Raw genomic sequence first — 24,775 nt, 5'->3', positions numbered from 1 at the left:
TATCCATGGCCTCCGCCACGCGCCGGAACCGGTCCTCTGCCGAGGTGTAGTTGTACGCTACAACGTGTTCCAGCAGCAGGGCGTTGCAAAGGCCATGGGGCAAATCAAGGTAGCCACCGAGACTATGGGACATGGCATGCACCGCCCCCAGGATGGCATTGGAAAACGCCAGGCCGGCCTGCATGGACGCCAGCATGATCTGCTCTCGAAGGTGCACATTGGCGGTGTTCAGTACCAGCGGCTCCAGATGACGGTTGATCAGCCGGATGGCTTCCAGGGCGTTGGTGTCCGTCAGCGGCCCGCTACCAGTGGAGACATAGGCTTCAATGGCGTGCACCATGGCGTCCACCCCGGTACAGGCCGTCAGGTAGGCGTCCATGGTTTCCGTCACTTCCGGGTCGATCAGCGACACATCCGGCACCACCGCCTTGCTAATGATGGAGAACTTGAAGCGCCGGCTGGGGTCGGAAATGATCGCGAACTGGGAGACATCGGCGGATGTCCCCGCCGTGGTGGGAATCAGGATCATCGGGGGCGAGGGCGAAGTAATGGTGTCCACACCCTCAAAATCAAGAATGTTCCGGCCATGGGCACTGACAATGCCGATACCCTTGGCGCAGTCCATGGGGCTGCCGCCGCCGATGGCGACAATCACGTCACATTGGCTGGACTTATACAATTCAGCCCCGGCCATGACTTCGTCCACTTTCGGATTGGCTGAGACGCCGGTAAATACCGTGACACGGAGACCCGCTGCCACCAGGATATCCATGATTTCCGCAACCCAGCCGGCTTTCTCCACGCCAGGGTCAGATACCAGGAACACATGTCGAGCACCAAAGTTACTGGCGAAGTTGGCTACTGCCTTGCGTGAGCCGGCACCAAAGATGATCTCGGGGGACACAAACTTGCGCAGGGAGGAAATGTCGTAGCTCATGTAAGGTCTCGCCATTATGTCGTTGTTATTATGTCTCACCCGGAGTTTAACCCAACCCGGGTGCCTTCTCATCTGGTTCCTCATCCTGAGACCTGTGCCGGGATTTTCGGCACCCAAACAGCGTAGGATGTTCCTACATTCGGGTCGATACCCGATTGGTATTATCGCTCGGCCAACCTGTCTCCAAGGATCCAGCTCACATGTCCGCTGATCAACCACATCGGGTACTTCTCAGGTACGACCGGGAAGACGATCGGGATGCTTTTCTCCAGGATTTTGCCGGGGCATTTTCAATTGACAGCTACTCCTCTGACCAAGAGGCCCTGGCCGCCATTGCACGGGGCCGATCCCTGCCCGACGCGCTCGTATTCATCACCACCGACACCGATCAGTTGCTGGCGTCTTCTCTACTTCAGCAGGTCAGCGATGGTGGCTGCTGCTTGCGAATCGTCATTGGCGGCCAGTTTTCCCTCGATCAGATCATTCACTTGCTGGAGAATAGGGTTGTCGACCGCTGCTACGCCAAGCCTTGGGACATCAACCTCGTACGCACCGACCTGTTTGCAGCCACCATGTCGGTACAGGATAACGCCGGGCCCACTCCCGTCGAGAGCGAACACCCCAAGCCGCTGGTACTAATCGTTGACGACGAACAATCGGCGACCAAGTACCTGAGCAAACAGCTGATGCGGATGCAGGACCGCTTCGAAATCCGCTGCGCCGCCAGCGCTCAGCAGGCTTTGGAGACTCTCCATCAGGAAGGTCACCGGACTGCAGTCCTGATGACAGATCAGCGCATGCCAGGCATGAAAGGACTGCAGTTGATCAACGAGATGCGACAGTCCTATCCCCATATTACTCGCATCCTCACATCGGCCTACGGGGAACTGGACGTTGCGCTGGGCGCGGTTAATCAGGGGCGAATCTTCCGTTATCAGAAGAAGCCGTGGCATGCCGCATCCCTGCTCCCGGTGCTGGACGACGCTATTGCTCAGCACCACGCATCGCGCCAGAAATCGGAGCAGTGGCAATTTGCACTTGCTGAGCGTTTCGAGGGCGTTCGCGAACGGCGAAAAGCCGCTCTTCTCAGGGCTCTGACCGAATCGCCATCAGTTCCCTTGGCGTCACGGGACGTGATACAGAATTTCCTGAGGGATATGGACGCCATCAGCACCTTGCCTCCCGGCGCCTCCCACTTTCGTGACCATAGCCCTGAGGCTCTGGATAACGCTCTGGTCCGCGGGCTACGCGCCGAACTGACTCGGTATTTGGAGATACCGTTAACCGACGCCGTTCCCAACAACGGTACCCTGCCCGACGCCATTCAGTCAGCGCTGGATGTGCTGTTGAGCGCGTCCGGAATGAGCCGTGACCACCTCATAAGAGAGCAGGATGAGGACGTCACGACCCTTCGGCTGGAAGCCGGCAAGAACCTCCACCTATACAGTCATGTCCTTTCGCCAATGGCGCGTGTTTCCAGCCAATTACTGAAGCAACAGGGCGCCTTGCTTGCGCTCTACATCATGGCCCAACAACAGGGCGGCCAAGTTCTCCTTCAGGGAGGCCAACAACGCTTCACCCTTGAGCTGTCGTTGCCTCTGCGCGCGCCCTCGGGCGGGAGCCGGCAGCCGTGACAAAAGATGATATCCGGCTGTACGTCACCATCGACAAGCGCCTGTACCGGGACGCCATCCTCTATCAGCTGCTTCTTGAAGAGAACATTGATCTGGTGGGCGAGTCCGCAACCGGTGTCGATACATTGGAGCAGTTGCCGACCGTCAGGCCTACCGTGCTGATCATTGAGGAAGCCCTGCAGGACAACGATGGCCTGACCATCGCCGAAGTGGCCCTTTCCAATCACCCCGCGCTGTCTGTGCTACTGCTGGTCGAGCGACCGGTCTCTCCAGCCCGCCTGGCGATCTATCTGGAGTCAGGCATCAAAACGGTTGTGGCCAAGACTCAGTCAGTACAGGAACTCATTCGATCCCTGCACTACATTCGCAACGGGCAAGTGTATGTGGACGCGGACTCGTGCCAGGCACCCGCTACCACAACATCACCAGATCTGGAGGCGTTTCACGCGCTATCTGCCCGTGAACGGGAAGTGGCACGCCTCATGGCGGATCGGGTCGCGTTCAAGACCATTGCGGATCGACTCGGGGTTTCCTATAAAACAGTGCACTCCTACAAGGACCGAATATTCATCAAGATGGGCTTTGAACGGCAACCGGATCTGATGCTGTTCATGAAACGCTTCAGGAACAATCTCGACTCATGAAAATACTCGACGGCCTGAAACAGGTTCAGCAACTTACTCCGCGCAAGCAACGACAGTTCGAGCGTTTCTACAGCGCCCAATCCCGGTTCCGTTTCCTGCCGGTCTTTGCGGACGTCTCGCTGCTAATCACACTGATCGGAACCCTTGCGCACATGATGACGCTGGCCACACAGCTTGGCCCTGCCAACGTTCCGAGCGGACTGTTTGTCTACACCACGATTCTCTCCTGTCTCATTGTGGCCCACCGATTCAAGGCCGTGCGTTTTCGCACGCCACTGATCATGTATCTGGTTTTCCTGAACATGGCCCTGTTCAGCTATCTTGCCTTTATCAAAACCGGTGGAGATCTCACACCGACGATCGGGCTCTACTTCTTCATCAGCTTCCTCGGCATCGTGACACTGTCGCCACGGCATACCCTGATCATGATCGCCATCAATCTGGCGTTTCTCTACGCCGCTACCTGGGCCGCGGTACCCGCAGCGGATGTGGCAACCAAGCTACAGGAAGTGTTGTTGAACTGGCTGGTTCTGATGTGCCTGGTCATTTCACCGTTGTTAGCCGTTTTTTTTCGTCGCTTCGTGCGAAACATCCTGGCGCTGCAGTTCCTGTTGCGCGACAGAAACCGGATGTTGAGCCGCACTCTGCGAACGCTTCAGGTGACTGAGGAAAACCTGATCCAGCAACAGAAGCATCAGGCCCTCAGTCACATGGCCAAGGGCCTGCTCCATGAAATCATGAATCCGGTCAACTGCTCCGTGCAGGCGCTGCAGTACGCAAAGGATATCAACGAAGACCCCGAACTGGGCGAAGCGATCGACGATGCCGCGGCGCATCAGAAACGCATTGCCGACATCGTCTCGGACCTTATCGATTTCTCTGTCCCTCATCCGGAGCACGCCAAAGAACTGGCAAACCTCACGGGGCTTATCAATGCCGCCACGCGCTTCACCAAACACAAACTGCGCGGCATTGACCTGGAGATCGACGTACCGGAAACCCTAACAGTACCTTGCTACCCTTCGGCGCTGACTCAGGTGTTCGTGAATCTGTTTCTCAATGCTGCCTCGGCGCTTCAGAGCCAACTGGATCGTCAGCCCGCCATCATTCATGTGTCGACGACTCGCGATGCCCGGACCCTTGATATCACACTGGCCGATAATGGCTGCGGCATTCCCGAGGAGGAGATACGTCGCCTGACGGATCCTTTCTATTCGACCAGTGACACACCGGAAAACCTCGGGCTGGGCCTTAGCATTTGCCAGACCATCCTGCGCCACCACGGTGGGACACTGTCGATTAGCAGTGCGCTGGGGCAATGGACGCGGGTGACACTGGCGCTGCCCCTGGAGGCCGATCGCGTCAGAACCTGAGCTGGGCACGCACGGTGACCGCATCCCCATCGGGGTTTGCCATCAAAGCATTGCCGCTGATGGTCGGAATCAGGTAATTCACCCTCAGCAGAACCGATTTACGCCAATAATAGTTGATCCCCAGCATCGCTATGGAGGCTTCGGCGCCCACATCCCGCTGCCGGAGATCCACCCCACTCCAGCGCGCCACCAGCTCGACGGCCCCCAGATGGCTGAGTGGGTCAATGCGGTCAAACTCGCCCCGGCTATACCCCCGGTGTTCGCCCGTGAGCAGATAACCCAGTTGGGCATAGCCGCCACTGAATTGCCACTCATCGCCCCCGACCTGCCTGACTCGCTGGGTCATCGCCTCCGAGGTGAAGGTGACCGAACCGCGAGTCCAGGCAAACTCACCACCCAGTAACGCCAGGTCATCCGCATCAAAGCGCGGGCTTCGGATCACATTGTCGGCACTGTAGACCTCCCCATGGTCGCGTATCTGAAACCGTTCGCCGCGCAAGTCTCGCCAGGAGCCGGCCAACCCCAGGTGGACCGTCTGGTGTTCAGAGCGAAGTGGGGCAAAGGTCACGCGGCCCGTTACCGCCCTGGGCGACTTGGCATCGGCATCTTCCCGGAACACGCCCAGTGCCCAGGTGGCCTTTTTACCGGCCCGGTTGACCATCACGCCTTCGGAGCGCCCCGGCGCAAAGGCGCTGGTCGCCAGGGAGCGTTCGTTGGTCATCAGGCTGGAATAGCCACTGGTACGCTCAAAACCGAAAGGCTCTTTCATCTGCCCCACCTGGACACCACCCCAGCCAAAACCATCGTATCGCAACCAGACGTCATCGAATTCCAGTACTTGCTCATCGCCGTCGTACTGGTAGTCACCATCAAGCTCGAAGGACCAGTGTTCGCCATAGGCCAGCTCGAGTCCGAGCCTGAGTTTCCGCAGAACCGTGTTGGTGGTCGAGTCAACGCCCTCCTCATCATAGAAGGCGCCGTAATGGTCCACACCACCCACCGCGTAGCCGCCGATGTCGGCCTCAAAATCAGTGGTGTCTGCACGCACCTGCAGGGAAAAGCAGGCCATCAGCCACATCACCGGCATTGCCCAGCGCAGATCGCCCATCATGATCCCTGCTCCATGCGGTAATGCATCCTTAGCTGCGCTGTATCCCGCAGAAAGCTCACGGAAACCACATCCACCCGATTCACATCCAGGCCAGTCCGAGATCGCAGGTCGGCAATCAGTTCGTCCTGACGGTCGGTGTGAATCAGGTCAATTTTTTCGTACTCGATGTCCTTCTCGCCGCACAATGGCAACATCATTCGGGTTTCCAGCAACAAGGCGATGGCGATCACCAGGCCATTCAGGCACGCCAACACCCAATGCGCCACGTTCCCGACGGCCGCCAACAGCGCCATGGCGATCACCAGAAACAGATAGGTCATTTCCTTGATGCCCAATGCTTCGGTGCGGTATCGCAACATCGAGAACACCGCGAACAACCCAAAGGCGAAACCCATGGACACGGTCACCGAATTCAGTAACGCCGTGACCAGGAACACACCCACGCCAAACAGGATGAACGAGGCGGCGTTTTCACGATGGTGGGAAAATGCGTAGTAACAACGGATCAGGATGAAAACTGAGATCAGGTTAATGATCAGGCGGATAAAGAAATGGACATCAACTGCAGATTCCATGATGACTCCTTGAAGTAGCGGTATTCTCTCGGGGCCCTGAGCGCATCAAGCTTCGACAACACTGGCTTGAAGCGGTTGGCCTTGATCCGGCCCCGGCACAGCAGCGCCGTGCCGATGCAGTATTTGCTGAAGCTGACGGGCCTGTGGCCCATCCTTTTCAGGATGTCCAGAACGGGTGAACGCCGCTGATGGCGCAACGATTTGACCTCCACCAACACAACGCCCGGCAACCCGATCCGCTGGTGTTCCCCGCTATGCTCGAAGCAGATATCCGTATCCACGGTAACCCGCTCGTGACCGGTTCTGCTGAGCAGCGTGATGCGATGGTAATGAACAAAAAGAGCCGGCAGCATCCGTGTCGCCGGCAGGCCCAATTGCTCTTGAAGGAAGTGACGCAGAATTCGTGCGTCTGGCTCCGCCCCGGTCAATACCATTCTCTGTTTGGAGGTGCGCAGTTTGTTGGTCTTGACCTTGACCTCGAGAAAACGCTCACCGGTGGCCCGGTAGTGGCGAGTGCGGACCTTTACGCGGTTCAGTTTGCCATTGTGGTGATCGAGGTAGAGCTGCCGGCCGGGCGTATCGAAATAGAGCGTGTCGTATGCCATTCCCCGACACCCGTTCATCTCCAGCACCGTGTACTCTGCCGTCAGCTCTGCCAGACACTGGTTCAGTTCGGCAGCGTCGATCAGATACTTGGTATCCACCCGATCCATCAACGCTGACGAGCTCTGATCCGCCAGTGAGTGGGATTCAAATGCGTTCAGGCTGAAACAACTGGCCATTATTCAGTACCCGGCAGGTATTCCATGGTCATGTCGATGTCCATATCCACATCGCCGGCGTTTGCGCCGCTGCCTACGCTGTTGAGGGTGATGGTGCCGGTCGCCCCCAGCGCCAGTGACACCACGTCGCCAGGTACGGATTCATCCACTTCAAAGAGCAGCGCATTGGTGGCAAAGCCATGGAGTTTATGGGTTCCGGGTATGTAATCGGTGTCTTCGATAAATACCTGCAACACATAAGGCTTGAAGCCCTGGGCGGCGTCGACACCAATCAGCAGCAAACTGTGCACGGCGGGAGCCAGCTCGGTGTCAACGGAGTACACCAGGCTGTCTACTTCAAAGGCAGCGAACGTCAGGCTCGCGCTGACCTGTCGACCATCCGGTAAGGTGAAACTGAATACTCCGGAGTCTGTGCCGGATACCGCTGAAACACTGGCAGTCAGATTGGTGGTGGCTGGCTCGGAGCAGTCCGGCTGGGTATCCTCCAGCAAGGTCACCGCCTCTTCCGGCTCGTTTCCGGCGATGGCGCTGAGCAACACCTCCCGTTGCGATCGCTCATACCCGTCGTCTCCGGGCATGCCGGTGCCAAGCAGGAAGCTTTCAACACTTTCAACGTCGGCCTCCGTGGTCCCAGTCAACACCATCACCCGCTCGATCTCCAGCTGCATCGCTTCTTCGTCCCAGTGGTTGGCCAACAGGTCTTCCAGCGCGTCCAGGTATTGCTGGCGGTATTCCGGCATCCCATAAAGCCGCTCCGCCAGACGGAAGTTACGGTACAGAGGCGCGGAGCCAGGCTTCAGGGGATGGGTTCCACGAAAGGCGGTATCGGCACCCCAGGGGATGAAGTGGAACAGCCCATCGTCCGGAGAATGGTAGAGGTAAAAGTTATTGGCGTTGCCGCTCGCTGAATCCCACGCTCCCAGCAAGGTTTCCATGGCCCAGAAACGGATGAACTCATCCACATCCAGCAATTGGGGCAACACGTCCATCATCGCCTCATCATCCAGCGCCATGGCGTCCGCAACGGCTTGCAGATCAGAGCGGTTGTTGGCGTCTTCGTTGGTCTTGGTCTCGAACCGGCGGATCAGATAGTTGCCGAAATCGGCCTGCTGCGCCTCATACAGATTGCCCGAGTCATCGCCAAACGTGCGCCGCAAAAAGGGCTTCCGGATAGGTTCAACATGGGCAAAAACCCCCAAATCCTCGCCATTGACGGTCACCTGGGCGTAGTTGCATAGCGGCGCCGCGATACCGATATCCCGGAACCGGTCGTAAGCCAGGCATTGACGGACATTAGAAGGATCCTGACGATTGTTGTTCAGGGTCATACGGGACACGTTCTGGTAAGTGCGCCCTTCCTGCAGGTCGTTAAAATCCAGTTTCAGAGAAGGCAGGTCCGGGCTGAGTGAACCGATAAAGCCTTTTTTCCGCACGTTCACGTTGCCCATGGTATCGCCGTCGATGGTGACGGTGGCGGGCAACTCGGTGTACTCGAACTCGGGCAGGCATTCGCGGGAGGTTTCAGCCAACGTTCGCGCCTCGGCTTTCAATGTTCGCCAGTTGCTGGCGGACATGGTGATTTCCACGTCGAGCAGGCGCTCCGGGTCAAAAATATCGCCATCGCCGCCGATGTTAACCGGCTCTACCGGTGCGTCAAAATCCGACGGGCTGGATTCGCTGCTGCTCCCACCGCCACCGCAGCCGGTCAATACCGCCAGAGCGCCCAGCAGAACGACTGCCTTTCCCGGAAATCCATCAGTCCCTATTTTCATTGTTTTGTCCCCACATCAGGCCGAATTGGCCGGTTTCTTGTCTGATGGAAGAGTATTGTCGGGGGGACTGAAAACTGTATGTAAGACTGTCTTACAGCGAAACGGGAAAGCGGACAGGCGTCACATTACTGATCGGTCGACTGCCTGCGATAAAACCGAAGCAATCGTTCCAGCATATCGGCAACGTTGCTCTGCTTGCGAAATCCGTGACCCTCGTCAGGGTACACATACACCTCCGGAGAGCCACCATTGCGACGCAGCGCATTGACGATGGCAGTGGTCTGCTGCGGGACCACCACCCGATCCTGCGCACCCTGGAAAAAGATCATCGGTCGACAGAGGCGATCTGCCTGAGCCAGTGGCGACCTCTGCTGCCAGTTGTCGGGACAGTCGTCGGGAGATCCCAACAACCAGTCCAGATAACCGGATTCAAATCGATGCGTCATCGCTCTCAGCCGCCGGGGATCACTGACACCGAACTGGCTGGCGCCCGCCGCAAACACGTCGGTTTGGACCATGGCCAGCAATGCGGTATAACCGCCCGAACTGCGGCCTTGGATGAAAAGCCTGGCGGGATCAACGGCTTTGTTGGCGACCAGCCAGCGAGCAGCACGTTCCATATCCGCCACGTCTACTTGTCCCCAGCTGCCCGCCAACGCCATGCGAAAGGCCCGGCCGAAGCCCGAACTGCCGCGGTAATTCACCTCAGCCACAGCAAAGCCCTGGTGACACCAGAACTGAGTCTGTAGGTTGAGAACCGGATACGCCGTAGAGGTCGGGCCTCCATGGGCAATCAGAATAACTGGCACCGACTTACGAACAGAAGCGAATAGCATTGGCGGGTAGAAAAAACCGCTGACGGGATCGCCACCACCGGCCGATGTCGGAACGCTAAAGAGTTCCGGCTGAGACAGCGTCATTTCAGGAAAGGGCTCTTCGCCACCGGACAGCGGCTCGGCATGTCCGGTTGCCCAATCGACCGACAACACTGTGTCGAGCCGGGTGGACGAGCGGGCAATACACAGCACCCTCTGGCCTTGCACAACCAGGCATCGAAAGTCGACGTACTCCCTTGCGATCCGCACGCCTGTTTCTTCATTCCCTGAACACAACCACAACTGCCCGACTCCGGCCTGGTACCGCACACGTACCCAGCCACCGTCGGGAAGGCATTGGTGGTGACGCTCGCCCAGTTGCCAGGGGGCGCTGGCATGATCCTCCCGCGTGCCATCCAGCAAGTGCCATTGCCCACTGGACGCCAGTCGCCACGGTTGCCACCACCCCTCATGATCCGACAACACAATCACGTCGTCGCCATCAAATATCGGCTGCTGCACACTGCCTTTTGAAGGCGAGGGCCAGCGTCGCGCCTGGGTCAGTGAGCCGTCCCGCTGAATCGATGCTGTCCAGAGTACGGAGGCAACCCAGGGCATGTCCGGCAGTGACCAGCTCACCCAGGCCAGGTGCCGCCCGTCGGCCGATACCGTCGGGGCGCTGTAAAAGTCTTCCGACTCGTGGAGTATGCAGTTCGCTGATTCACTGTCCGTTAGGGCAATACCCATCAGTTGCTGGCGGCCGTTCGCCTCACGCACTGCCAACACCCGGTGATGCGCCGCGTCCCAGGAGAGTCCGCCATAGCAGGCATCGTCGTCAGTGAGTGGAGAGCACGCCCCTGTGGCCGTATCAATGTGATAAACCTGCTGCCCGGACGCCTCGACGGCGAATACGCTTTCGGGCCCGGCACACAGCGCACCACCTCCATAACCGTTAACCTGGCTGCGAGCGCTGAAGCTGCGAGAGAGCAAAGGAATCCCGACACCCGCCTCCAAGGTCATTATCACATTGCCACCACTGACCGGGTCGGACTCCAGCCAGAATACACCGGTCGCAGATGCCGCTAGCTCTGTACGCTGCAAAAGCGCCGACGAGGCCTGTTCTGACGTCAGCTTTGTCGTTGCATCTGGCTCACGGGGCGCATCAGCCCCTGAAGAACAACCGGGAGTTGTTGGCGTTGCGATAGGTCAGCTCCTCCAACCCGGCGGTGGCATGGTCCGCCGCTTGGCGGGCGGCGAGGATGCGGTCATGATGGGGTGATTTACTACAAACCGGGTCGGCGTTGTCGGCATTACCGGTCAGCAGGTAGGCCTGGCATCGGCAGCCGCCGAAATCCTTTCCTTTTTCGTCGCAGGACCGGCACGGCTCTGGCATCCAGCTGTCACCCCGGTAATGGTTGAAACCCGGGCTGTCATACCAGATGGAGTGTAGCGAGGAATCCCGTACATTGGGAAACTCAATGGGTAACAGGCGGGCGCTGTGGCAGGGTAAGGCGGTGCCGTCCGGCGCCACGGTGAGAAACAAACTGCCCCACCCGTTCATGCAGGCTTTTGGCCGCTCTTCGTAATAGTCCGGGGTAACAAAGATCAATCTTATCGCCGAGCCGCCATCTGCCAGGCGTTTGCGATAGATGTTTACCTCGGCCTCTGCCTTTTCCAGCTGAGCCTTGGAAGGCATCAACCCCTCGCGGTTTTCAAACGCCCAGCCGTAGTACTGACACGTAGCCAACTCCACGTAATCCGCACCCAATCGCTCACACAAGCTGATGATATCGTTCATCTGGTGGATATTGTGCCGATGGATCACAAAGTTGAGCACCATGGGGTAACCCGCTTCTTTTACCGCACGGGCCATCGCCAGCTTCTGCTCGAAAGCCTTGCGTGAGCCGGCCACGGCGTTGTTCAGTTCCGAGTCTGAGGCCTGGAAACTGACCTGGATATGGTCCAGCCCGGCGTCGCGGAAGGCGTTCACCTTGGCCTCGGTGAGCCCCAGGCCGGAGGTTATCAAATTGGTGTAATAGCCCAGCTGCCTGGCTTCTGCAATCAGCTCCGGAAGGTCCTGACGCACCAGCGGTTCGCCGCCGGAAAAGCCCAGTTGGGCTGCTCCCATCTCACGGCCCTGGCGCAGCACCCTGACCCACTCTTCGGTGCTTAATTCCTGCTGGGTCTGCGCGAAATCCAGTGGGTTGGAACAGTAAGGGCACTGCAGTGGACAGCGGTAGGTCAATTCCGCCAGCAGCCATAGGGGCGGACCAATACCAGGGCGATCGCCCGCCGGCATGGTGTCGTGCTGACTCATGGAAACAGTATCCAATGCTGCTGTTCGGCGTCCTTGAGGAAATCACTGACATCGTTTGCCAGGGATCCCGCATCGGGGAACTGCTGTTCCAGGATAGCGACAATATCGGCCACCGTGCGCTGGCCATCCACTTCCTTCAGCACCGCCCCGGCGCTGTCGTTCAACCGCACCATACCTTCGGGATACAACAGCACATAGGCGTTCTGGGCCGGCTCCCACTGGAAGCGGAAACCCGGGCGAAGTCGCGGTGTGCGCTCCATGGGCGTGGCCACTACACCCCCCGGTGCCAGACTGGCTGGTTGGTTACGGTGTGGTACGGCGGCGTGCGGTGCTGATAAGCCATAGTCAGGGCATCCAACATAGACCATAAGATATCCAGTTTGAATTGAAGGATTTCCAGGGCACGGGCCTGCTGTGCCGCGGTGGTAAAGTGATCCAGGGTAATCGTCAAACCATGCTCCACGTCACGGCGCGCTTCCGACAGCCGCTTGCGAAAATAGGCATAACCATCGGTCTGGATCCAGGGATAATGCAGGGGCCAGCTATCGAGCCGGGACTGGTGAATCTCGGGTGCAAACAGCTCCGTCAGGGAGGAACAGGCCGCTTCCTGCCAGGTCGCCCGTCGGGCAAAGTTCAGGTACGCGTCTACCGCAAACCGCACACCCGGCAGCACGTGGCGCTGGTCGAGGACCTCGTCCCGGGTTAGCCCTACGGCTTCCGCCAGGCTCAGCCAGGCCTCGATACCGCCTTCGTCGTCACTGTGCCCATCATGATCCAGTACTCTTTGGAGCCACAACCGGCGCACTGAGGCATCCGGGCAGTTGGCCATGATCGCTGCGTCCTTGCGGGGAATGTTGATCTGATAGTAGTACCGGTTAGCGACCCAGCCACGAATCTGCTCGGGAGTACAATCACCGCCATACATGGCTTTATGGTACGGATGGTGGATGTGGTAGTACTGGCCCTTTGCCCGCAGGGCCTGCTCGAAATCCCCGCGATTCATGACAGGTGTAGCGAGTGCGTTCACGAGGGCACCTCCATATCCAGATGCATGCCGTCAAACGACACCTCAATGCCGTGCCTGGCCAGCACGGCCCGTTCCGGGGAGTCTTCGTTGAGAATGGGGTTGGTGTTATTGATATGGATAAGGATTTTCCGGCGTGCTGGCATGGTATCCAGCACATCGATCATGCCCCCGGGGCCGCTCTGGGCAAGATGCCCCATTTCCTGACCGGTACGGGTACCCACCTCGCAGCGCAACATTTCATCGTCGTGCCAAACGGTACCATCCACCAGCAGCGTGTCGGCTTTGCGCATCCACTGCAGAATCTGCTCATCGGGCTGCCCGAGCCCCGGGGCGTACATGACGGTTTCACCACTGCGAGTGTCTTCTATGAAAAGCCCAATGTTGTCTCCCGGGTGGGGATTATTCCTGCGCGGCGAATACGGCGGCGCATTACTGAGTAACGGAATGGCCGTCAACCGCAACGCCGGGGCGCAGGGAATGGAAAAAGACTGTTGATCGGTACAGGGTACTTCATGCCACTGGGGGCCACCGCTCCAGTGGGTGAGCATGCGAAACAGTGGAAAGCCGCTGCTCAGATCTTCATGCACCTGGGCGGTACACCACACGTCCAGGGGCAACCCCTCGCGCAACATCAGCAAACCGGTGGTGTGATCCACCTGGCTGTCGCACAGCAACACCGCGTTAATTCCGGTATCCCGAAGCGCACGCGCCGGCTGCATGGCATCAAAGCTTGCCAGTTGAGCACGAATGTCAGGAGAGGCGTTGCAGAGAATCCAGTGCTCGCCGTCTTCGCTTATGGCGATGGATGACTGGGTACGTGCGCTGGCGTTCAGAGTCCCTTTGCGGAAGCCATCACAGTTGGCGCAATTGCAGTTCCACTGGGGAAACCCTCCGCCGGCGGCGGAACCGAGGATACGAATCTGCATAACGAAAACTCCAGAAGCAAAATGGCCAGCGCACGAGGCTGGCCATCACTTCTCAGCGGTTGGCGAAGTACATGGTGACTTCGAAGCCGATCCGCAGGTCTTCATAGGCTGGCTTGGTCCACATAACGCTTACCTCTTGTGATGATTGTTGTGGCATTGAGGATCCGTTAACCGGTCATCCGGTAACTCACCTTCAATCCTACCCAGTCCACGAAAAGGCAAGTATGGTACTTTGGCACTGATTTCCGGCCGACCCGGGCCCAGAAATTCATCCTTTCGACCCATTCCGGTGAACGACGGCGCAGACACAAAAAAAGGCCCTGGGAAGGACCTAAAAATGGCAGGAAGACCCATCCACCCCCACCAGTCAACTACAACCCGGTAGAGATGCACCCCGGCCAGACACCGGGGAGGAATGTGCACATCCATGTGCTGACTCGCCACCGGGCCTGTGTGGGAGGGCCCGGGCACAACAATTATTGGCCGACTTAGAAGAAGCCCAGCGGGTTGATATCGTAGCTGACCAACAGGTTCTTGGTCTGCTGGTAATGGTCCAGCGCCATCTTGTGGTTCTCGCGGCCAACGCCGGACTTCTTGTAACCACCGAAGGCAGCGTGCGCCGGGTACTGGTGGTAACAATTGGTCCATACGCGGCCCGCCTGGATGGCGCGGCCCATGCGATAGGCACGGTTGATGTCGCGGGTCCAGAGACCGGCACCCAGACCGAACTCGGTATCGTTGGCGATGGCCAGGGCTTCTTCCTCGTCCTTGAAGGTGGTTACGCCCACCACCGGGCCGAAGATTTCCTCCTGGAACACACGCATGTTGTTCTTGCCTTTGAACAGCGTGGGCTGAACATAGAAGCCATTGTTGTAGGCATCATCCATCTCCTCACGGCCACCGCCGGTCAGCACTTCCGCGCCTTCCTGCTTGCCGATGTCGAGGTAGGACATAATCTTGTCGAACTGCTCCTTGCTGGCCTGAGCGCCGACCTGCACATCGGTGTCGAGCGGGTTACCACGTTTGATGGACTTGGTGCGCTCAACAACCTTGGCCATGAACTCCTCGTACATGTCTTCCTGCACCAGCGCACGGGACGGACAGGTACAGACTTCACCCTGGTTGAAAAACGCCAGCACCAGGCCTTCCACACACTTGTCGATAAACTCCGGCTCAGCCTGCATTACGTCTGAGAAGTAGATGTTCGGAGACTTGCCGCCCAACTCTACAGTAGAGGGGATGATGTTCTCGGCCGCGCATTTGAGAATGTGGGAGCCCACCGGTGTGGAGCCGGTGAAGGCAATCTTGGCAATACGCTTGCTGGTGGCCAGGGCCTGGCCCGCTTCAATGCCGTAGCCGTTGACGATGTTAACCACGCCCGGGGGTAACAGATCGCCAATCAGGTCCATCAGGATCAGGATGCTGGCTGGCGTCTGCTCGGCTGGCTTCATCACCGTACAGTTGCCGGCTGCCAGACAAGGTGCCAGTTTCCACACAGCCATCAGCAGTGGGAAGTTCCAGGGAATGATCTGGCCAACCACACCCAGTGGCTCATGGTAATGATAGGCCACAGTGTTGTTGTCGATGGCGCTGGACGTGTCTTCCTGGGCGCGGATACAACCGGCAAAGTAACGGAAGTGGTCAACCGCTAAAGGAATGTCGGCGTTCAGTGTCTCGCGAACGGCTTTGCCGTTATCCCAGGTTTCGGCGACCGACAGCATTTCAACATTCTGCTCGATACGGTCGGCAATTCTCAGCAGGATATTGGAACGCTCAGTGGTCGAAGTTTTTCCCCACGCTGGCGCGGCCTTGTGGGCGGCATCCAGAGCCAGGTCAATATCTTCGGCCGAGGAGCGGGGGATCTCACAGATGACATCGCCGGTCACCGGCGTGATGTTTTCAAAGTACTGACCCTTGACCGGGGCGACCCACTCGCCGCCGATGTAGTTCTCGTAACGGGGTTTGAAGGAGACGACGGAGCCTTCCTTACCAGGTTGTGCGTAGATCATGGTCTCGACCTCTTGTTGTGTTTGTCGCAGGACAACGCGGCCTTGCGCGTTTACCTATTCAATGTAGACCCCGGCACTGGATAGTTGAATGATTCGATGGAGGTGAAAAACTCATCCCTTGGTAGTAAACGCCAGGGCATGGAGGTGGGAAATTACCACCTGTTCGGCAGTGTCCACGACGTCAGGAGGGAATTCGTCCTCTATCCCAAGCCTGCGTAGTAATGGGAAGCGGCCTACAAGGAAAAAGACAATCTGACCCATGACGGTATGGGCCTCGATGATGACCCGGCGCTCGTCGGGTGACCGGTCCATCACGACCGCAATCAGGCGGGTCAGGTGCACATGGACACGTTCGAAGGTTTCCTCGTAGAGGATATCAAACGCCTCAGTGGGACTGGCCTGTTCGCGCATCACCAACATGAGCCAGCGGCGAGCCTCCGGGGCCTGGGCGAACTGGCGAACCATGCGTTTCACGATGAGTTCGAGTTGGGCCAGGGCCTGATCGCAATCACTGGCGCTTGCAGCCGATTGCTCGCCAGTAAAACCGAAAACTTCTCTCATGCGCCGGGCAATATGCCGGGCAATGGCGTGGTACAAGCCAGTCTTATTATCGAAGTAATAGGCAATGGAGCCGATATTGGAATCGGCGGCTTCGGCAATCATGCGGGTCGTGGTGCCTTTGAAACCATATTGACCAAACAACTCCATGCCCGCCAGGATCAGTTTTTGGGCGGTTTCGTCTTCGGCTTTGCCCAGCTCGTTTGCCACTGCTTTCTCTCCAAATGCACTATGTTGTCTCGGTTGCATGAGGCATCTTCCCTGATTCGCGGGCAAAAAAGTAGGTGTACAGCACCGGCACCACGCCCAGACTCATCAGGGTTCCCAGGCCCAAACCAAAGGCCATGGCGCTGGCCATGGCATAGAATAGCGGATCTTTACCCACAATCAGCGGCAACAGTCCGAGGATGGTCGTGGCAGCCGACATGACAATGGGCCTGAGCCGTCGAACGGAGGCGCGGACAACGGCCTCCTGCAGCGAATGCCCCTCGTCACGACGTTCCCGGTCGATTCGTTCGATCAGCACGATGGCATTATTGATGATAATGCCGGCCAGGCTGTAGATCCCCAAAAGTACCATGAACCCGAAATCCGCCCGCAATGCCAATAGGCCCATTGATACGCCCAGTATCACCAGGGGAATGGTGACCACGATCAACAGCGGGCGCTTGTAGGAATTGAACTGGGCTACCAGCAGGATCAGGATCAACCCCAGGCACAATGGCAGGTTGGCTTGCATCGAGGCCTGCCCTTCGGCGGACTGCACCACCACGCCGTCAAACTCAACCCAATGGCCCGGCGGCAAAGAGGCCTCCAGGGATCTCAGTGTTGGGGTAATGCGAGGCATCATGTCCTCGGCAGTCAAAGCATCGTTTCGTCCTTCGATGGTAATGGCGCGAACCAGATTGTGCCGGTCGATCCGGTAGTAGCCATCGTCCAGCCCGATTGTCGCCACCTGGTTCAGGGGAACACCCTCACCAGGGTCGTTCAGCGGGTAGACCACTAGCGATTTCAGGCGCTCCAATCGGGACCTCACTTCAGGCGGGTAACGCAACACAATGGGCACCAGGGTGTCGCCCTGGCGTAACTGGCTCAGTTGATAACCATCAATGGCTCCTTTCAGCGAGCTGGCAATATCGGCAGAGGTGACACCGGCGCGATCCGCCTGTGCCTGGTTAACCTCGATACGCAATGACGGTATGCGTGCTTCCCAGCTCTGACGCACGTCCCTGCCCCCCGGCATAGCGCGGAGTTCTGCCTCCACCTTTGCCGCAGTATCGTAGAGCACCTCTCGGTCTGGCCCCTTGACCAGAATCTCCAGCAGGTTGGAATCTGAAGGCCCGAGGAACATCCGGGTGACCTGGGAGGACAGTTGCGGAAACTCCTTAGCCAGCAGTTGCCGCGCCGCTGTCATCACCGATGCCATCTGGTCCCTCTTTGCCACGTTCAACACCAGGAAGCCTCTATTCGGCGCCGGATCGATGGGGGTGAGTGACAACACGAACCTGGGACCACCAAATCCGGCGTAGGCCGCCACACCCGTCAGTTTGTCACCCAGAGATTCGGTGAGCGACCGGCTGACCGCCTGAACCTGCTGGTCCGTTGCAGAGGACGCACTGTCAGATGGCAGATCCAGGTAGACCAATACCTGATGCCGGTCTGAATCGGGAAAGAACTTCTTGGGCACCACCTGCATCAATCCAATGCCTAGAAACAGCAAAGCCACCACCGCTATCAGGAATAACGGCCGATGCCGCAGGCAGCGTCTGAGCACTACCTCATACCCACTGGACATAGCCCGGAACAGGCGCTCGGATAATGCCGCCAGCCCGGTTTGTTGCTGAGGTGCACTGCTATCGGAATCATCAGCGGGGCGTTGCATGAAGCGATGACACCATATCAGCACCACTGTCATCGACAGCAGCCAGGACGTCAGCAACGACAGGGCAATCACTATTGATATCGACCGGGTATATTCGCCCGAGACATGTTCCGCCAACATCAGTGGCAGGAAGACCAGAATGGTGGTCAGCGTGGACGACAGAAGGGGCATAGCCAGTTCACCCCCGGTCTGTTTCAGCGCCAAGTCACGAGACTTACCCTCCGCCAGGCGGACTTTGAAGTCCTCCGCAACGACGATCGCGTTGTCCACCAACAGCCCCAGGGCAATGACGAGGGTTGCGAGGCTCATGCGCTGCAACGTCATGTCGAAGAGCCCCATCAATGCCAGGGTTACGAGCATGACTGCCGGTACCGTTGAGCCGACTATCAGGCCGGTGCGAATGCCCAGAAACAGAACCACAACCGCCAGAACAATAGCCAGGGTCTGTATCACACTGAGGCTGACGCCATAGACCGCATTGGCCACCTGGTCCGCCTGGAACGTCATGATGTCCAGGTTATAGCCCGCCGGCAGGCTGGCCCCGATGTTGTCCAGGCGAGCCCTTACGGCTTCGCCATAATCAAGGACGCTATAGCCATCAGCCATGGAGATGGCAAATACAATTGCACGCTTGCCATTGTGGTAAGCGGTGTTAGCGGGAGGATCCAGATATCCCCGATTGACCGCTCCAAGGTCCGCCAGGCGAAGGGAGCCACCATCGGGCAACCGAATGTCCGATGCCCGCAGGGCTTCCAAGTCCGGAAACGCACCCGACACCTGCAGTGCCAGCCGCTGCTCTCCGGATTCCATAACGCCCGCCGGTGAGATAACGTTTCGATCACTAAGCTGTGAGGCCAACTGAACCGGCGTCAGCCCAAGATTGGCAAGGCGGGATTCACTGACATCGATGTAGATGCGTTCCGGCTGCACACCGTGCAACTCCACCTTACGGGTTCCCTCCACACCATACAGACGGGCGCGCACATGTTCGGCAATCTGCAGTTGTTCAGCCTGGCTGAACTGATCTGAGGTGAGCGCAGCAGTGACCACGGCCACATTACCGAAATCGTCATTGACGACTGGCGCCTCAGTCCCCTCCGGTAATTTACTGCGGGCACTCTCCACCTTCTGGCGCACGTCATCCCAGATCTGAGCCAGATCGAAGTAGCGATCCTGAATCTCAACATGAATCAGTGACTGCCCCCGCATCGAGGTGGACCGGATATGCTCCACCTCGGCAACCTGTCGAATCCGGGTTTCCAGCGGCTTGGTGATCCATTCCTCGACCTGCTCGGCGGGTAAGCCAGCAAAACGGGTACTGACCACCGCCTCGCGGACGGTAATACTGGGATCCTCCCTGGTGGGAAGCGAGAGGTAGCTGAACGCGCCAAAGAACATGGCGGCCACGGTGGCCAACAGGACAACCGGACGGAAACGGAACGCGAGCTGGGAGAGGTTCATGACCACCTCAATGGAACTGTTGTGGGCCCTGGCCCAGAATGCTGACGCGGTCACCTATCGAGACAAACTCGACACCGCGCGCGACAACTTTCTGCCCCACTTGCAGGCCCCCGGTGACCACCGCCTCGCCGTCTGCTACCGAGAGTACTTTCACCGGCACGGAGACCAGTTGGTTAGCGTCATCAAGCAGCAGAACCCGAGGCTCACCCAGGACTGGGTATAACAGGGAAGTCAGTGGCACACGAAAGGAGTCAACCGACGTGGTCATGCTATCGGTCGCTATCTTGAAAGAAACTTCAGCGGTCATACCAGAGCGAAGCCCCGCCATGGACCCAGTCATACGGAGGATAACCGGGTAATCATTCCCGTCAGCGGCGTGACTGCCAATGTGTGTTACCCGCGCGGTCGTCTGTGCGCCGTCCAGTGCGGGCACTGACACTGACTGGAGGCTTTCTGCCTGAACCTGCCCGATGACGTTCTCCGGCACCCGGGTCAACACGTCAAAACCGTCGCCACTTGAAACAAGGTTGAAGATGACCTCGTTGGCCGCCACTCGTTGCCCGGGTTCAGCGTGCCTGCGTGCCACAGTGCCATCGAACGGTGCCCGCAGGCTTGTCTGTTCCAGATCCCGCGCTGCCAGTTTCCGGGACGCGACGGCGGAGTCCACCCTGGCCCTGGCACCAGCCACGGCTGCCTCTGCGTTTTCCAGGGTAGCTTCACTGGTATGCCCGCCCTGGCGCAGCCTTGTCAGCCGCCGTAGCTCGCGCTGAACGTCAGCAAGGCCTGTCCTGGCCTCCACCTCTGCCGCCTTACTGCGTTCATACGTCAGTTGGTAGCGCTCGCCATTCAACCTTGCGAGGATATCGCCACGCTGAAAGGCATCGCCAACATCCAGGGCCAGATACTCCACCTGGCCAGTTACTTCAAAGCTCAGCTTGGTTCTTCGGCTTGATTCCACCCGGCCCGGCAAGGTCATCCAGGACATCGATTCAGCCGGCTCAACATTTGCCACGTCCACTAGCCGTGGCGGAGACGAGGTATCCAGTGGTTCAGAAGCCGGCGAGCAGCCGGCCAGTATCAGCACCGCAAGAATGATTACCAGCACCACAAGCCACCCCTGTTTAATCACCTGATTAAGGCATCATATAATCATTTGATTAAAACTGAAAGGATGTACCATAAAAAAGGGCTGCCTTCCGGCAGCCCCTTCTAGACCCGATACCGAGTCGGTAAACTCCAGGGATCAGTTGCTCGCAACACGATCCTTCGGCAGCTTGAACGTCCAGACCATACCGCCCTGGTTGAAGTCCTTTACCACCTTGGCCACTTCACCGCCCCAGAGCGGAACCGCACCTCCCCAGCCAGAGGCAACCGAGACGTACTGCTCGCCGTCCATGGTCCAGGTGACAGGCGTACCCACAACGCCGGAACCGGTGTTGAACTTATACAGCTCTTCGCCGGTCTTGGCGTCAAAAGCCTTCAGATAGCCTTCGGGCGTACCAGTGAAGACAAGGTTGCCAGCGGTTGTCATCACACCACCCCAAAGCGGAGCGGTGTTTTCATAACGCCAGACTTCCTTGCCGGTCTTTGGGTCCATGGCACGGAGCACGCCGATGTAATCGTCATTAGCTGGCTTGATGGTAAAGCCCGCACCCAAGAAAGCCGCGCCTTTCTTGTAGGAAACTGGCTCGTTCCAGATATCCATGGACCATTCATTGGACGGCACATAAAAAAGCCCGGTGTCCTGGCTATAAGCCATGGGCATCCAGTTCTTGCCGCCAAGGAACGCCGGCTGGGCAACAACAACTTCACCTTTACTTCCCTCCATTGCGGAAGGATCGCCCGGGCGGCCACCGTCCTTGAAGATCGGACGACCGGTCTTCGGATCAAGGCCTTCAGCCCAGGTGATCTTGTCCACGAATGGGAAGCCGCGGATAAAGTCGCCGTTCTCACGGTTCAGAACGTAGAAGAAGCCGTTACGGTCAGCGGTTGCCGCCGCTTTCACGGTTTTGCCCTTTTCTTTGTAATCGAACGAAATCAGCTCGTTGACACCATCGTAGTCCCAGCCATCATGAGGCGTGGTCTGGAAGTGCCATTTGATACTGCCATCGTCCGGATCGATTGCCACCCGCGAGGATGAGAACAGGTTATCGCCAGGGCGCAGGTGTGAGTTCCAGGGTGCCGGGTTACCGGTTCCGAAGAACAGGGAGTCGGTGTCCTGATCATAGGTGCCACCCAACCAGGTCGCAGCACCGCCGTTCTTCCACATATCACCCGGCCAGGTCTGTCCGGCTTTGCCGCCGGAAATGCCGTTTTCAACCGCCTTGCCATCTTTGTAGACATAGCCCATATGGCCTTCAACAGTCGGGCGCATCCACACCAGCTCACCGGTATTGGCGTCGTAGGCTTCCACCTTGCCGACAATACCGAACTCACCACCGGAAACGCCGGTGATCACTTTGCCTTTGACAACGATAGGTGCGGCAGTAATGGCATAACCCGCCTGGTAGTCGGCGACCTTCTTGATCCACATGGGCTTGCCGGTGTCTTTGTTCAAAGCCACGAGTTTGGCATCGAGAGTGCCGACAATAACCTTGTCGTCGTACAGGGCAACGCCGCGGTTAACCACATCACAACAGGGCATGATGCCGTCGGGCAGACGCGCGTCGTACTGCCAGATCTCCTCGCCGGTTCTGGCATCAATAGCGTAAACACGGGAATAGGAGGCGGTCACATACATCACGCCATCCTTGATCAATGGCTGCGACTCCTGGCCGCGCATTTTCTCGCTGCCAAACGAGAACGCCCAGGCTGGCTGGAGGTATTGAATGTTGCTGGTGTTAAGGTCTTCCAGGATACTGAAGCGCTGACCCTGGGTACCCATGCCGTAACTGACAATATCGCCCGGCGTTTTATGATCGTTCATGATGTCTTCGTCGGTGACCGCTTGGGCCCCATACGATACCGCCAGCGCCAGGGCACTGGCCGCAATGCGAATCCCGAACTTGTTCGATGTCATGGTTGCGCTCTCCAAGTCTCTTGTTTTCGGTGCTATCGTTTTTGTTTCAGGATGAACCGGGAACTTTTCCCGCCTCTGAAGTGATTCTTCGCTTTGGGACGAAAACCAACAATTACCCCCCGGCACTGGTTTTCTCATCACTTGGTATTACTACCTCCAAAAACAAAGCCCGCGAGGGCTTCGCGGGCTTGATGTATCGCTCGAAATAAAGCGGGGAGTCATCAACGCTGACCTTCGGCCTTAGTCAACGCTTCCTCGCTGAGAAATTCCCGATAATATTGGGGAACGCTATATCGCAGCCCGAGCTCCGCAAACAGTGCTTGCATGTCGCCGGATTTCACCAGGTCACCGATAATGGCTTCGATCGCATAACCGAGCTGGCGATGGGTATGCTTGATGGCCATGCCCACGTCCCAGACCTGCTTGCCGATACCCGGGAAGCCGTTCCCTGCCAGCTGAAATTCGGTATTTCCAGGGCGCCCAAGCTCATGATCGATCTCGGCGCGCATGCCCATAACGGCACTTACCGTGCCATCGCGCATCGCGTTGAAAGACTCGCGAACATTAGGGTAATGCCTGACCTGCTCACGCATGCGACCCTGCAAGCCGGAGCTCAGATAGAAGTCCGGAAGGGTGTCGATCTCTACGCCGATCGGGTGATACTGGAACTTGGCGACGGTGTCGACGCCTTCGATCTTTTCGGGGTTGAAGGCAATTTGCCAGGTTTCCTGCTGGTAGGGGCCGAACAGCACCACCTGTTCGTTGATGTATTCCCCGGTGGAATCCTGCATGTAGGCATATTGCTTGTCATAAGGCACCCGCATCATCACGTCTGCCAGCCGGCGCTTGGCGAGGTAGTGCCCTTTCCAGACATTGTTTCTGAGGTCATCCCCCAGGTTTTCATCAGGCACAATCCAGTGCACCCGGAATTCAACGCCCATGGCCTCGGCAATCTGCTTGCCCACTTCCACGTCAATGCCACGGGGTTCTCCGTTCACCTCGTAGGAGTACGGCGGGAAGTTTTCATAAACACCGACTTTCAGATAACCGGATTCGAGAATGATGTCGTAGGTCCGGTCCGCAGGCCTGTTCAGCAACGGATCGCCGTCGTCCACTTCCTGCGCCGGGACCACCTGGAAAAACAGCATCAGTACGATAATACGGGACAGTGTTTTCATTGTTTTCTCCCCAACGACGTCAGGCCGGCACAGGGCCGGCCTGAGTACAGGCTTTGTGTGAACATCCGTGAGGCGATCATTCCGGCTTCGGCAGAGACTCCACATAAGTCCGAATGGCCCATATGGCGTTCTGGTCCAGTGTCTTCTTCCAGGCGGGCATGCCCCTGTCAGTGCCGTTGAGCACTCGGGTAACGTAATACTCGTCATCCCACTCGGTCAGCTCACGCAAGTCGGGCGTCAGGCCGCCGGACATAGCGCGGATACCGTGGCAGCCTGCGCAGTTGCCGGCGTACGCACTCTCTCCCACGGTCACGGCCTGGGCATTGTGCTTGCCATACTCATTGCCTTCCCGAAACGGGTTCTGCGATCGCACTTCGTCACCGAGTTCAGGCAGGTCACCAGTGTCCACCTCCTGTGGAGTCACGTTGCCGTGAGCCATTACCAGACCAGCAGCTCCCAAAAGAGCGGCTGCCAGCAGCGTGTGAAGTGAAAAGGACGTGGTCATTGTTGCTACCTCTGCTATTTGATTCCTCATCCATTGGCTGTTGGTTTTGTCAGGCGCCAATGTGCTTGCTCCCAGTCTAGGAATCGCACCGCTCAATCCGAATGCCACTTTGGAGGTTTTGGTGTAGTTCCTTGGTAGTAGATGCGAGGGGTTGCTGCAGAAATCTCATCCTTTAGTACCGGCAGATTCCTACTTTCTGAATATTCCTGAGACTTTTTCCCTTCTCTAAGCTGGAAGCACAACAACAAAC

Annotated in this window: 21 protein-coding genes; 3 read left to right on the top strand and 18 right to left on the bottom strand. The window is 58.0% G+C overall.

What is annotated here, in order from left to right:
- Positions 1 to 937 (bottom strand): iron-containing alcohol dehydrogenase (locus tag AXW11_RS17960; protein WP_286792526.1); only part of this gene is annotated, 937 nt, incomplete at its 3' end.
- A gap of 200 nt (positions 938 to 1,137) precedes the next feature.
- On the opposite strand from AXW11_RS17960, the gene AXW11_RS17955 reads away from it, so the two are divergent.
- The 3 genes from AXW11_RS17955 to AXW11_RS17945 are packed head-to-tail and all read left to right on the top strand — an operon-like array spanning position 1,138 to position 4,588.
- A complete protein-coding gene (locus tag AXW11_RS17955) occupies positions 1,138 to 2,571 on the top strand; it encodes a response regulator (RefSeq protein ID WP_075194298.1) in 1,434 nt (477 codons plus the stop codon).
- Positions 2,568 to 3,215, top strand: coding sequence for a response regulator transcription factor (locus AXW11_RS17950; RefSeq protein WP_041336799.1), 648 nt, complete (start codon positions 2,568 to 2,570; stop codon positions 3,213 to 3,215). The genes AXW11_RS17955 and AXW11_RS17950 overlap by 4 nt, the downstream gene beginning before the upstream one ends.
- Complete coding sequence (locus tag AXW11_RS17945; RefSeq protein ID WP_041335239.1) at positions 3,212 to 4,588, top strand: sensor histidine kinase; 1,377 nt, start codon at positions 3,212 to 3,214, stop codon at positions 4,586 to 4,588. The genes AXW11_RS17950 and AXW11_RS17945 overlap by 4 nt, the downstream gene beginning before the upstream one ends.
- Here the strand turns inward: AXW11_RS17945 and AXW11_RS17940 are convergent.
- From AXW11_RS17940 to pedF, 17 genes are all read right to left on the bottom strand, one after another.
- Entirely contained in the window at positions 4,578 to 5,699 is a 1,122-nt protein-coding gene (locus AXW11_RS17940) for an OprO/OprP family phosphate-selective porin (protein WP_091642778.1), read from the bottom strand. The two genes, AXW11_RS17945 and AXW11_RS17940, sit on opposite strands and share 11 nt — an antisense overlap.
- Positions 5,696 to 6,274, bottom strand: a complete 579-nt coding sequence (locus AXW11_RS17935) for a DUF4956 domain-containing protein (RefSeq protein ID WP_041335236.1) — start codon at positions 6,272 to 6,274, stop codon at positions 5,696 to 5,698. Before AXW11_RS17935 ends, AXW11_RS17940 begins: the two co-directional genes overlap by 4 nt.
- Positions 6,235 to 7,056 (bottom strand): polyphosphate polymerase domain-containing protein, encoded by an 822-nt coding sequence (locus AXW11_RS17930; protein WP_091642775.1) that lies wholly within the window; start codon positions 7,054 to 7,056, stop codon positions 6,235 to 6,237. Before AXW11_RS17930 ends, AXW11_RS17935 begins: the two co-directional genes overlap by 40 nt.
- Positions 7,056 to 8,828, bottom strand: a complete 1,773-nt coding sequence (locus AXW11_RS17925; protein ID WP_258955205.1) for a CotH kinase family protein — start codon at positions 8,826 to 8,828, stop codon at positions 7,056 to 7,058. The genes AXW11_RS17930 and AXW11_RS17925 overlap by 1 nt, the downstream gene beginning before the upstream one ends.
- A 125-nt stretch (positions 8,829 to 8,953) precedes the next feature.
- Positions 8,954 to 10,744 carry a S9 family peptidase gene (locus tag AXW11_RS17920; RefSeq protein ID WP_258955204.1) on the bottom strand — a complete coding sequence of 597 codons (1,791 nt, stop codon included), beginning with the start codon at positions 10,742 to 10,744 and terminating at the stop codon, positions 8,954 to 8,956.
- Positions 10,745 to 10,805: 61 nt separating this feature from the next.
- The gene (pqqE, locus tag AXW11_RS17915; RefSeq protein ID WP_177190621.1) at positions 10,806 to 11,960 is read right to left on the bottom strand and encodes a pyrroloquinoline quinone biosynthesis protein PqqE; all 1,155 of its coding nucleotides are present in this window, start codon (positions 11,958 to 11,960) and stop codon (positions 10,806 to 10,808) included.
- The gene (pqqD, locus tag AXW11_RS17910) at positions 11,957 to 12,220 is read right to left on the bottom strand and encodes a pyrroloquinoline quinone biosynthesis peptide chaperone PqqD (RefSeq protein WP_041336794.1); all 264 of its coding nucleotides are present in this window, start codon (positions 12,218 to 12,220) and stop codon (positions 11,957 to 11,959) included. Before pqqD ends, pqqE begins: the two co-directional genes overlap by 4 nt.
- 11 nt (positions 12,221 to 12,231) lie before the next feature.
- Complete coding sequence (gene pqqC, locus AXW11_RS17905) at positions 12,232 to 12,963, bottom strand: pyrroloquinoline-quinone synthase PqqC (RefSeq protein WP_174447653.1); 732 nt, start codon at positions 12,961 to 12,963, stop codon at positions 12,232 to 12,234.
- A 20-nt stretch (positions 12,964 to 12,983) separates the two neighbouring features.
- Entirely contained in the window at positions 12,984 to 13,913 is a 930-nt protein-coding gene (gene pqqB / locus AXW11_RS17900) for a pyrroloquinoline quinone biosynthesis protein PqqB (protein ID WP_041335231.1), read from the bottom strand.
- 52 nt (positions 13,914 to 13,965) lie between these two features.
- Positions 13,966 to 14,037 (bottom strand): pyrroloquinoline quinone precursor peptide PqqA, encoded by a 72-nt coding sequence (gene pqqA, locus AXW11_RS17895; RefSeq protein ID WP_007153157.1) that lies wholly within the window; start codon positions 14,035 to 14,037, stop codon positions 13,966 to 13,968.
- 364 nt (positions 14,038 to 14,401) lie between these two features.
- Entirely contained in the window at positions 14,402 to 15,922 is a 1,521-nt protein-coding gene (exaC, locus tag AXW11_RS17890) for an acetaldehyde dehydrogenase ExaC (protein WP_075194290.1), read from the bottom strand.
- A 111-nt stretch (positions 15,923 to 16,033) separates the two neighbouring features.
- Complete coding sequence (locus tag AXW11_RS17885) at positions 16,034 to 16,690, bottom strand: CerR family C-terminal domain-containing protein (protein WP_258955203.1); 657 nt, start codon at positions 16,688 to 16,690, stop codon at positions 16,034 to 16,036.
- A 19-nt stretch (positions 16,691 to 16,709) separates the two neighbouring features.
- The gene (locus AXW11_RS17880) at positions 16,710 to 19,823 is read right to left on the bottom strand and encodes an efflux RND transporter permease subunit (protein WP_177190620.1); all 3,114 of its coding nucleotides are present in this window, start codon (positions 19,821 to 19,823) and stop codon (positions 16,710 to 16,712) included.
- Positions 19,824 to 19,830: 7 nt separating this feature from the next.
- Entirely contained in the window at positions 19,831 to 20,928 is a 1,098-nt protein-coding gene (locus AXW11_RS17875; RefSeq protein WP_143071145.1) for an efflux RND transporter periplasmic adaptor subunit, read from the bottom strand.
- Positions 20,929 to 21,066: 138 nt separating this feature from the next.
- A complete protein-coding gene (locus tag AXW11_RS17870; protein WP_091642767.1) occupies positions 21,067 to 22,842 on the bottom strand; it encodes a PQQ-dependent methanol/ethanol family dehydrogenase in 1,776 nt (591 codons plus the stop codon).
- 221 nt (positions 22,843 to 23,063) lie between these two features.
- The gene (locus AXW11_RS17865; RefSeq protein WP_041335224.1) at positions 23,064 to 24,020 is read right to left on the bottom strand and encodes a substrate-binding periplasmic protein; all 957 of its coding nucleotides are present in this window, start codon (positions 24,018 to 24,020) and stop codon (positions 23,064 to 23,066) included.
- Between the two features lie 76 nt (positions 24,021 to 24,096).
- Positions 24,097 to 24,525 carry a cytochrome c-550 PedF gene (pedF, locus tag AXW11_RS17860; RefSeq protein ID WP_041335220.1) on the bottom strand — a complete coding sequence of 143 codons (429 nt, stop codon included), beginning with the start codon at positions 24,523 to 24,525 and terminating at the stop codon, positions 24,097 to 24,099.
- Between the last annotated feature and the right edge of the window lie 250 nt (positions 24,526 to 24,775).

Origin of the sequence: Marinobacter sp. Hex_13 (assembly GCF_001566815.1) — a bacterium.
Taxonomy (GTDB): domain Bacteria; phylum Pseudomonadota; class Gammaproteobacteria; order Pseudomonadales; family Oleiphilaceae; genus Marinobacter; species Marinobacter salarius.
Note: the sequence above shows the minus strand (reverse complement) of the source record. Positions and strands in the feature narration are given on the sequence as shown.

What these genes read in the sequence shown, in the direction of transcription:
- AXW11_RS17955 (WP_075194298.1), top strand. Translation starts at nt 1,138, where the DNA reads ATGTCCGCTGATCAACCACATCGGGTACTTCTCAGGTACGACCGGGAA.
- AXW11_RS17945 (WP_041335239.1), top strand. Translation starts at nt 3,212, where the DNA reads ATGAAAATACTCGACGGCCTGAAACAGGTTCAGCAACTTACTCCGCGC.
- AXW11_RS17940 (WP_091642778.1), bottom strand. Translation starts at nt 5,699, where the DNA reads ATGATGGGCGATCTGCGCTGGGCAATGCCGGTGATGTGGCTGATGGCC.
- AXW11_RS17935 (WP_041335236.1), bottom strand. Translation starts at nt 6,274, where the DNA reads ATGGAATCTGCAGTTGATGTCCATTTCTTTATCCGCCTGATCATTAAC.
- AXW11_RS17930 (WP_091642775.1), bottom strand. Translation starts at nt 7,056, where the DNA reads ATGGCCAGTTGTTTCAGCCTGAACGCATTTGAATCCCACTCACTGGCG.
- AXW11_RS17925 (WP_258955205.1), bottom strand. Translation starts at nt 8,828, where the DNA reads ATGAAAATAGGGACTGATGGATTTCCGGGAAAGGCAGTCGTTCTGCTG.
- pqqE (WP_177190621.1), bottom strand. Translation starts at nt 11,960, where the DNA reads ATGAGTCAGCACGACACCATGCCGGCGGGCGATCGCCCTGGTATTGGT.
- pqqD (WP_041336794.1), bottom strand. Translation starts at nt 12,220, where the DNA reads ATGGAGCGCACACCGCGACTTCGCCCGGGTTTCCGCTTCCAGTGGGAG.
- pqqC (WP_174447653.1), bottom strand. Translation starts at nt 12,963, where the DNA reads ATGAATCGCGGGGATTTCGAGCAGGCCCTGCGGGCAAAGGGCCAGTAC.
- pqqB (WP_041335231.1), bottom strand. Translation starts at nt 13,913, where the DNA reads ATGCAGATTCGTATCCTCGGTTCCGCCGCCGGCGGAGGGTTTCCCCAG.
- exaC (WP_075194290.1), bottom strand. Translation starts at nt 15,922, where the DNA reads ATGATCTACGCACAACCTGGTAAGGAAGGCTCCGTCGTCTCCTTCAAA.
- AXW11_RS17880 (WP_177190620.1), bottom strand. Translation starts at nt 19,823, where the DNA reads ATGAACCTCTCCCAGCTCGCGTTCCGTTTCCGTCCGGTTGTCCTGTTG.
- AXW11_RS17870 (WP_091642767.1), bottom strand. Translation starts at nt 22,842, where the DNA reads ATGACATCGAACAAGTTCGGGATTCGCATTGCGGCCAGTGCCCTGGCG.
- AXW11_RS17865 (WP_041335224.1), bottom strand. Translation starts at nt 24,020, where the DNA reads ATGAAAACACTGTCCCGTATTATCGTACTGATGCTGTTTTTCCAGGTG.
- pedF (WP_041335220.1), bottom strand. Translation starts at nt 24,525, where the DNA reads ATGACCACGTCCTTTTCACTTCACACGCTGCTGGCAGCCGCTCTTTTG.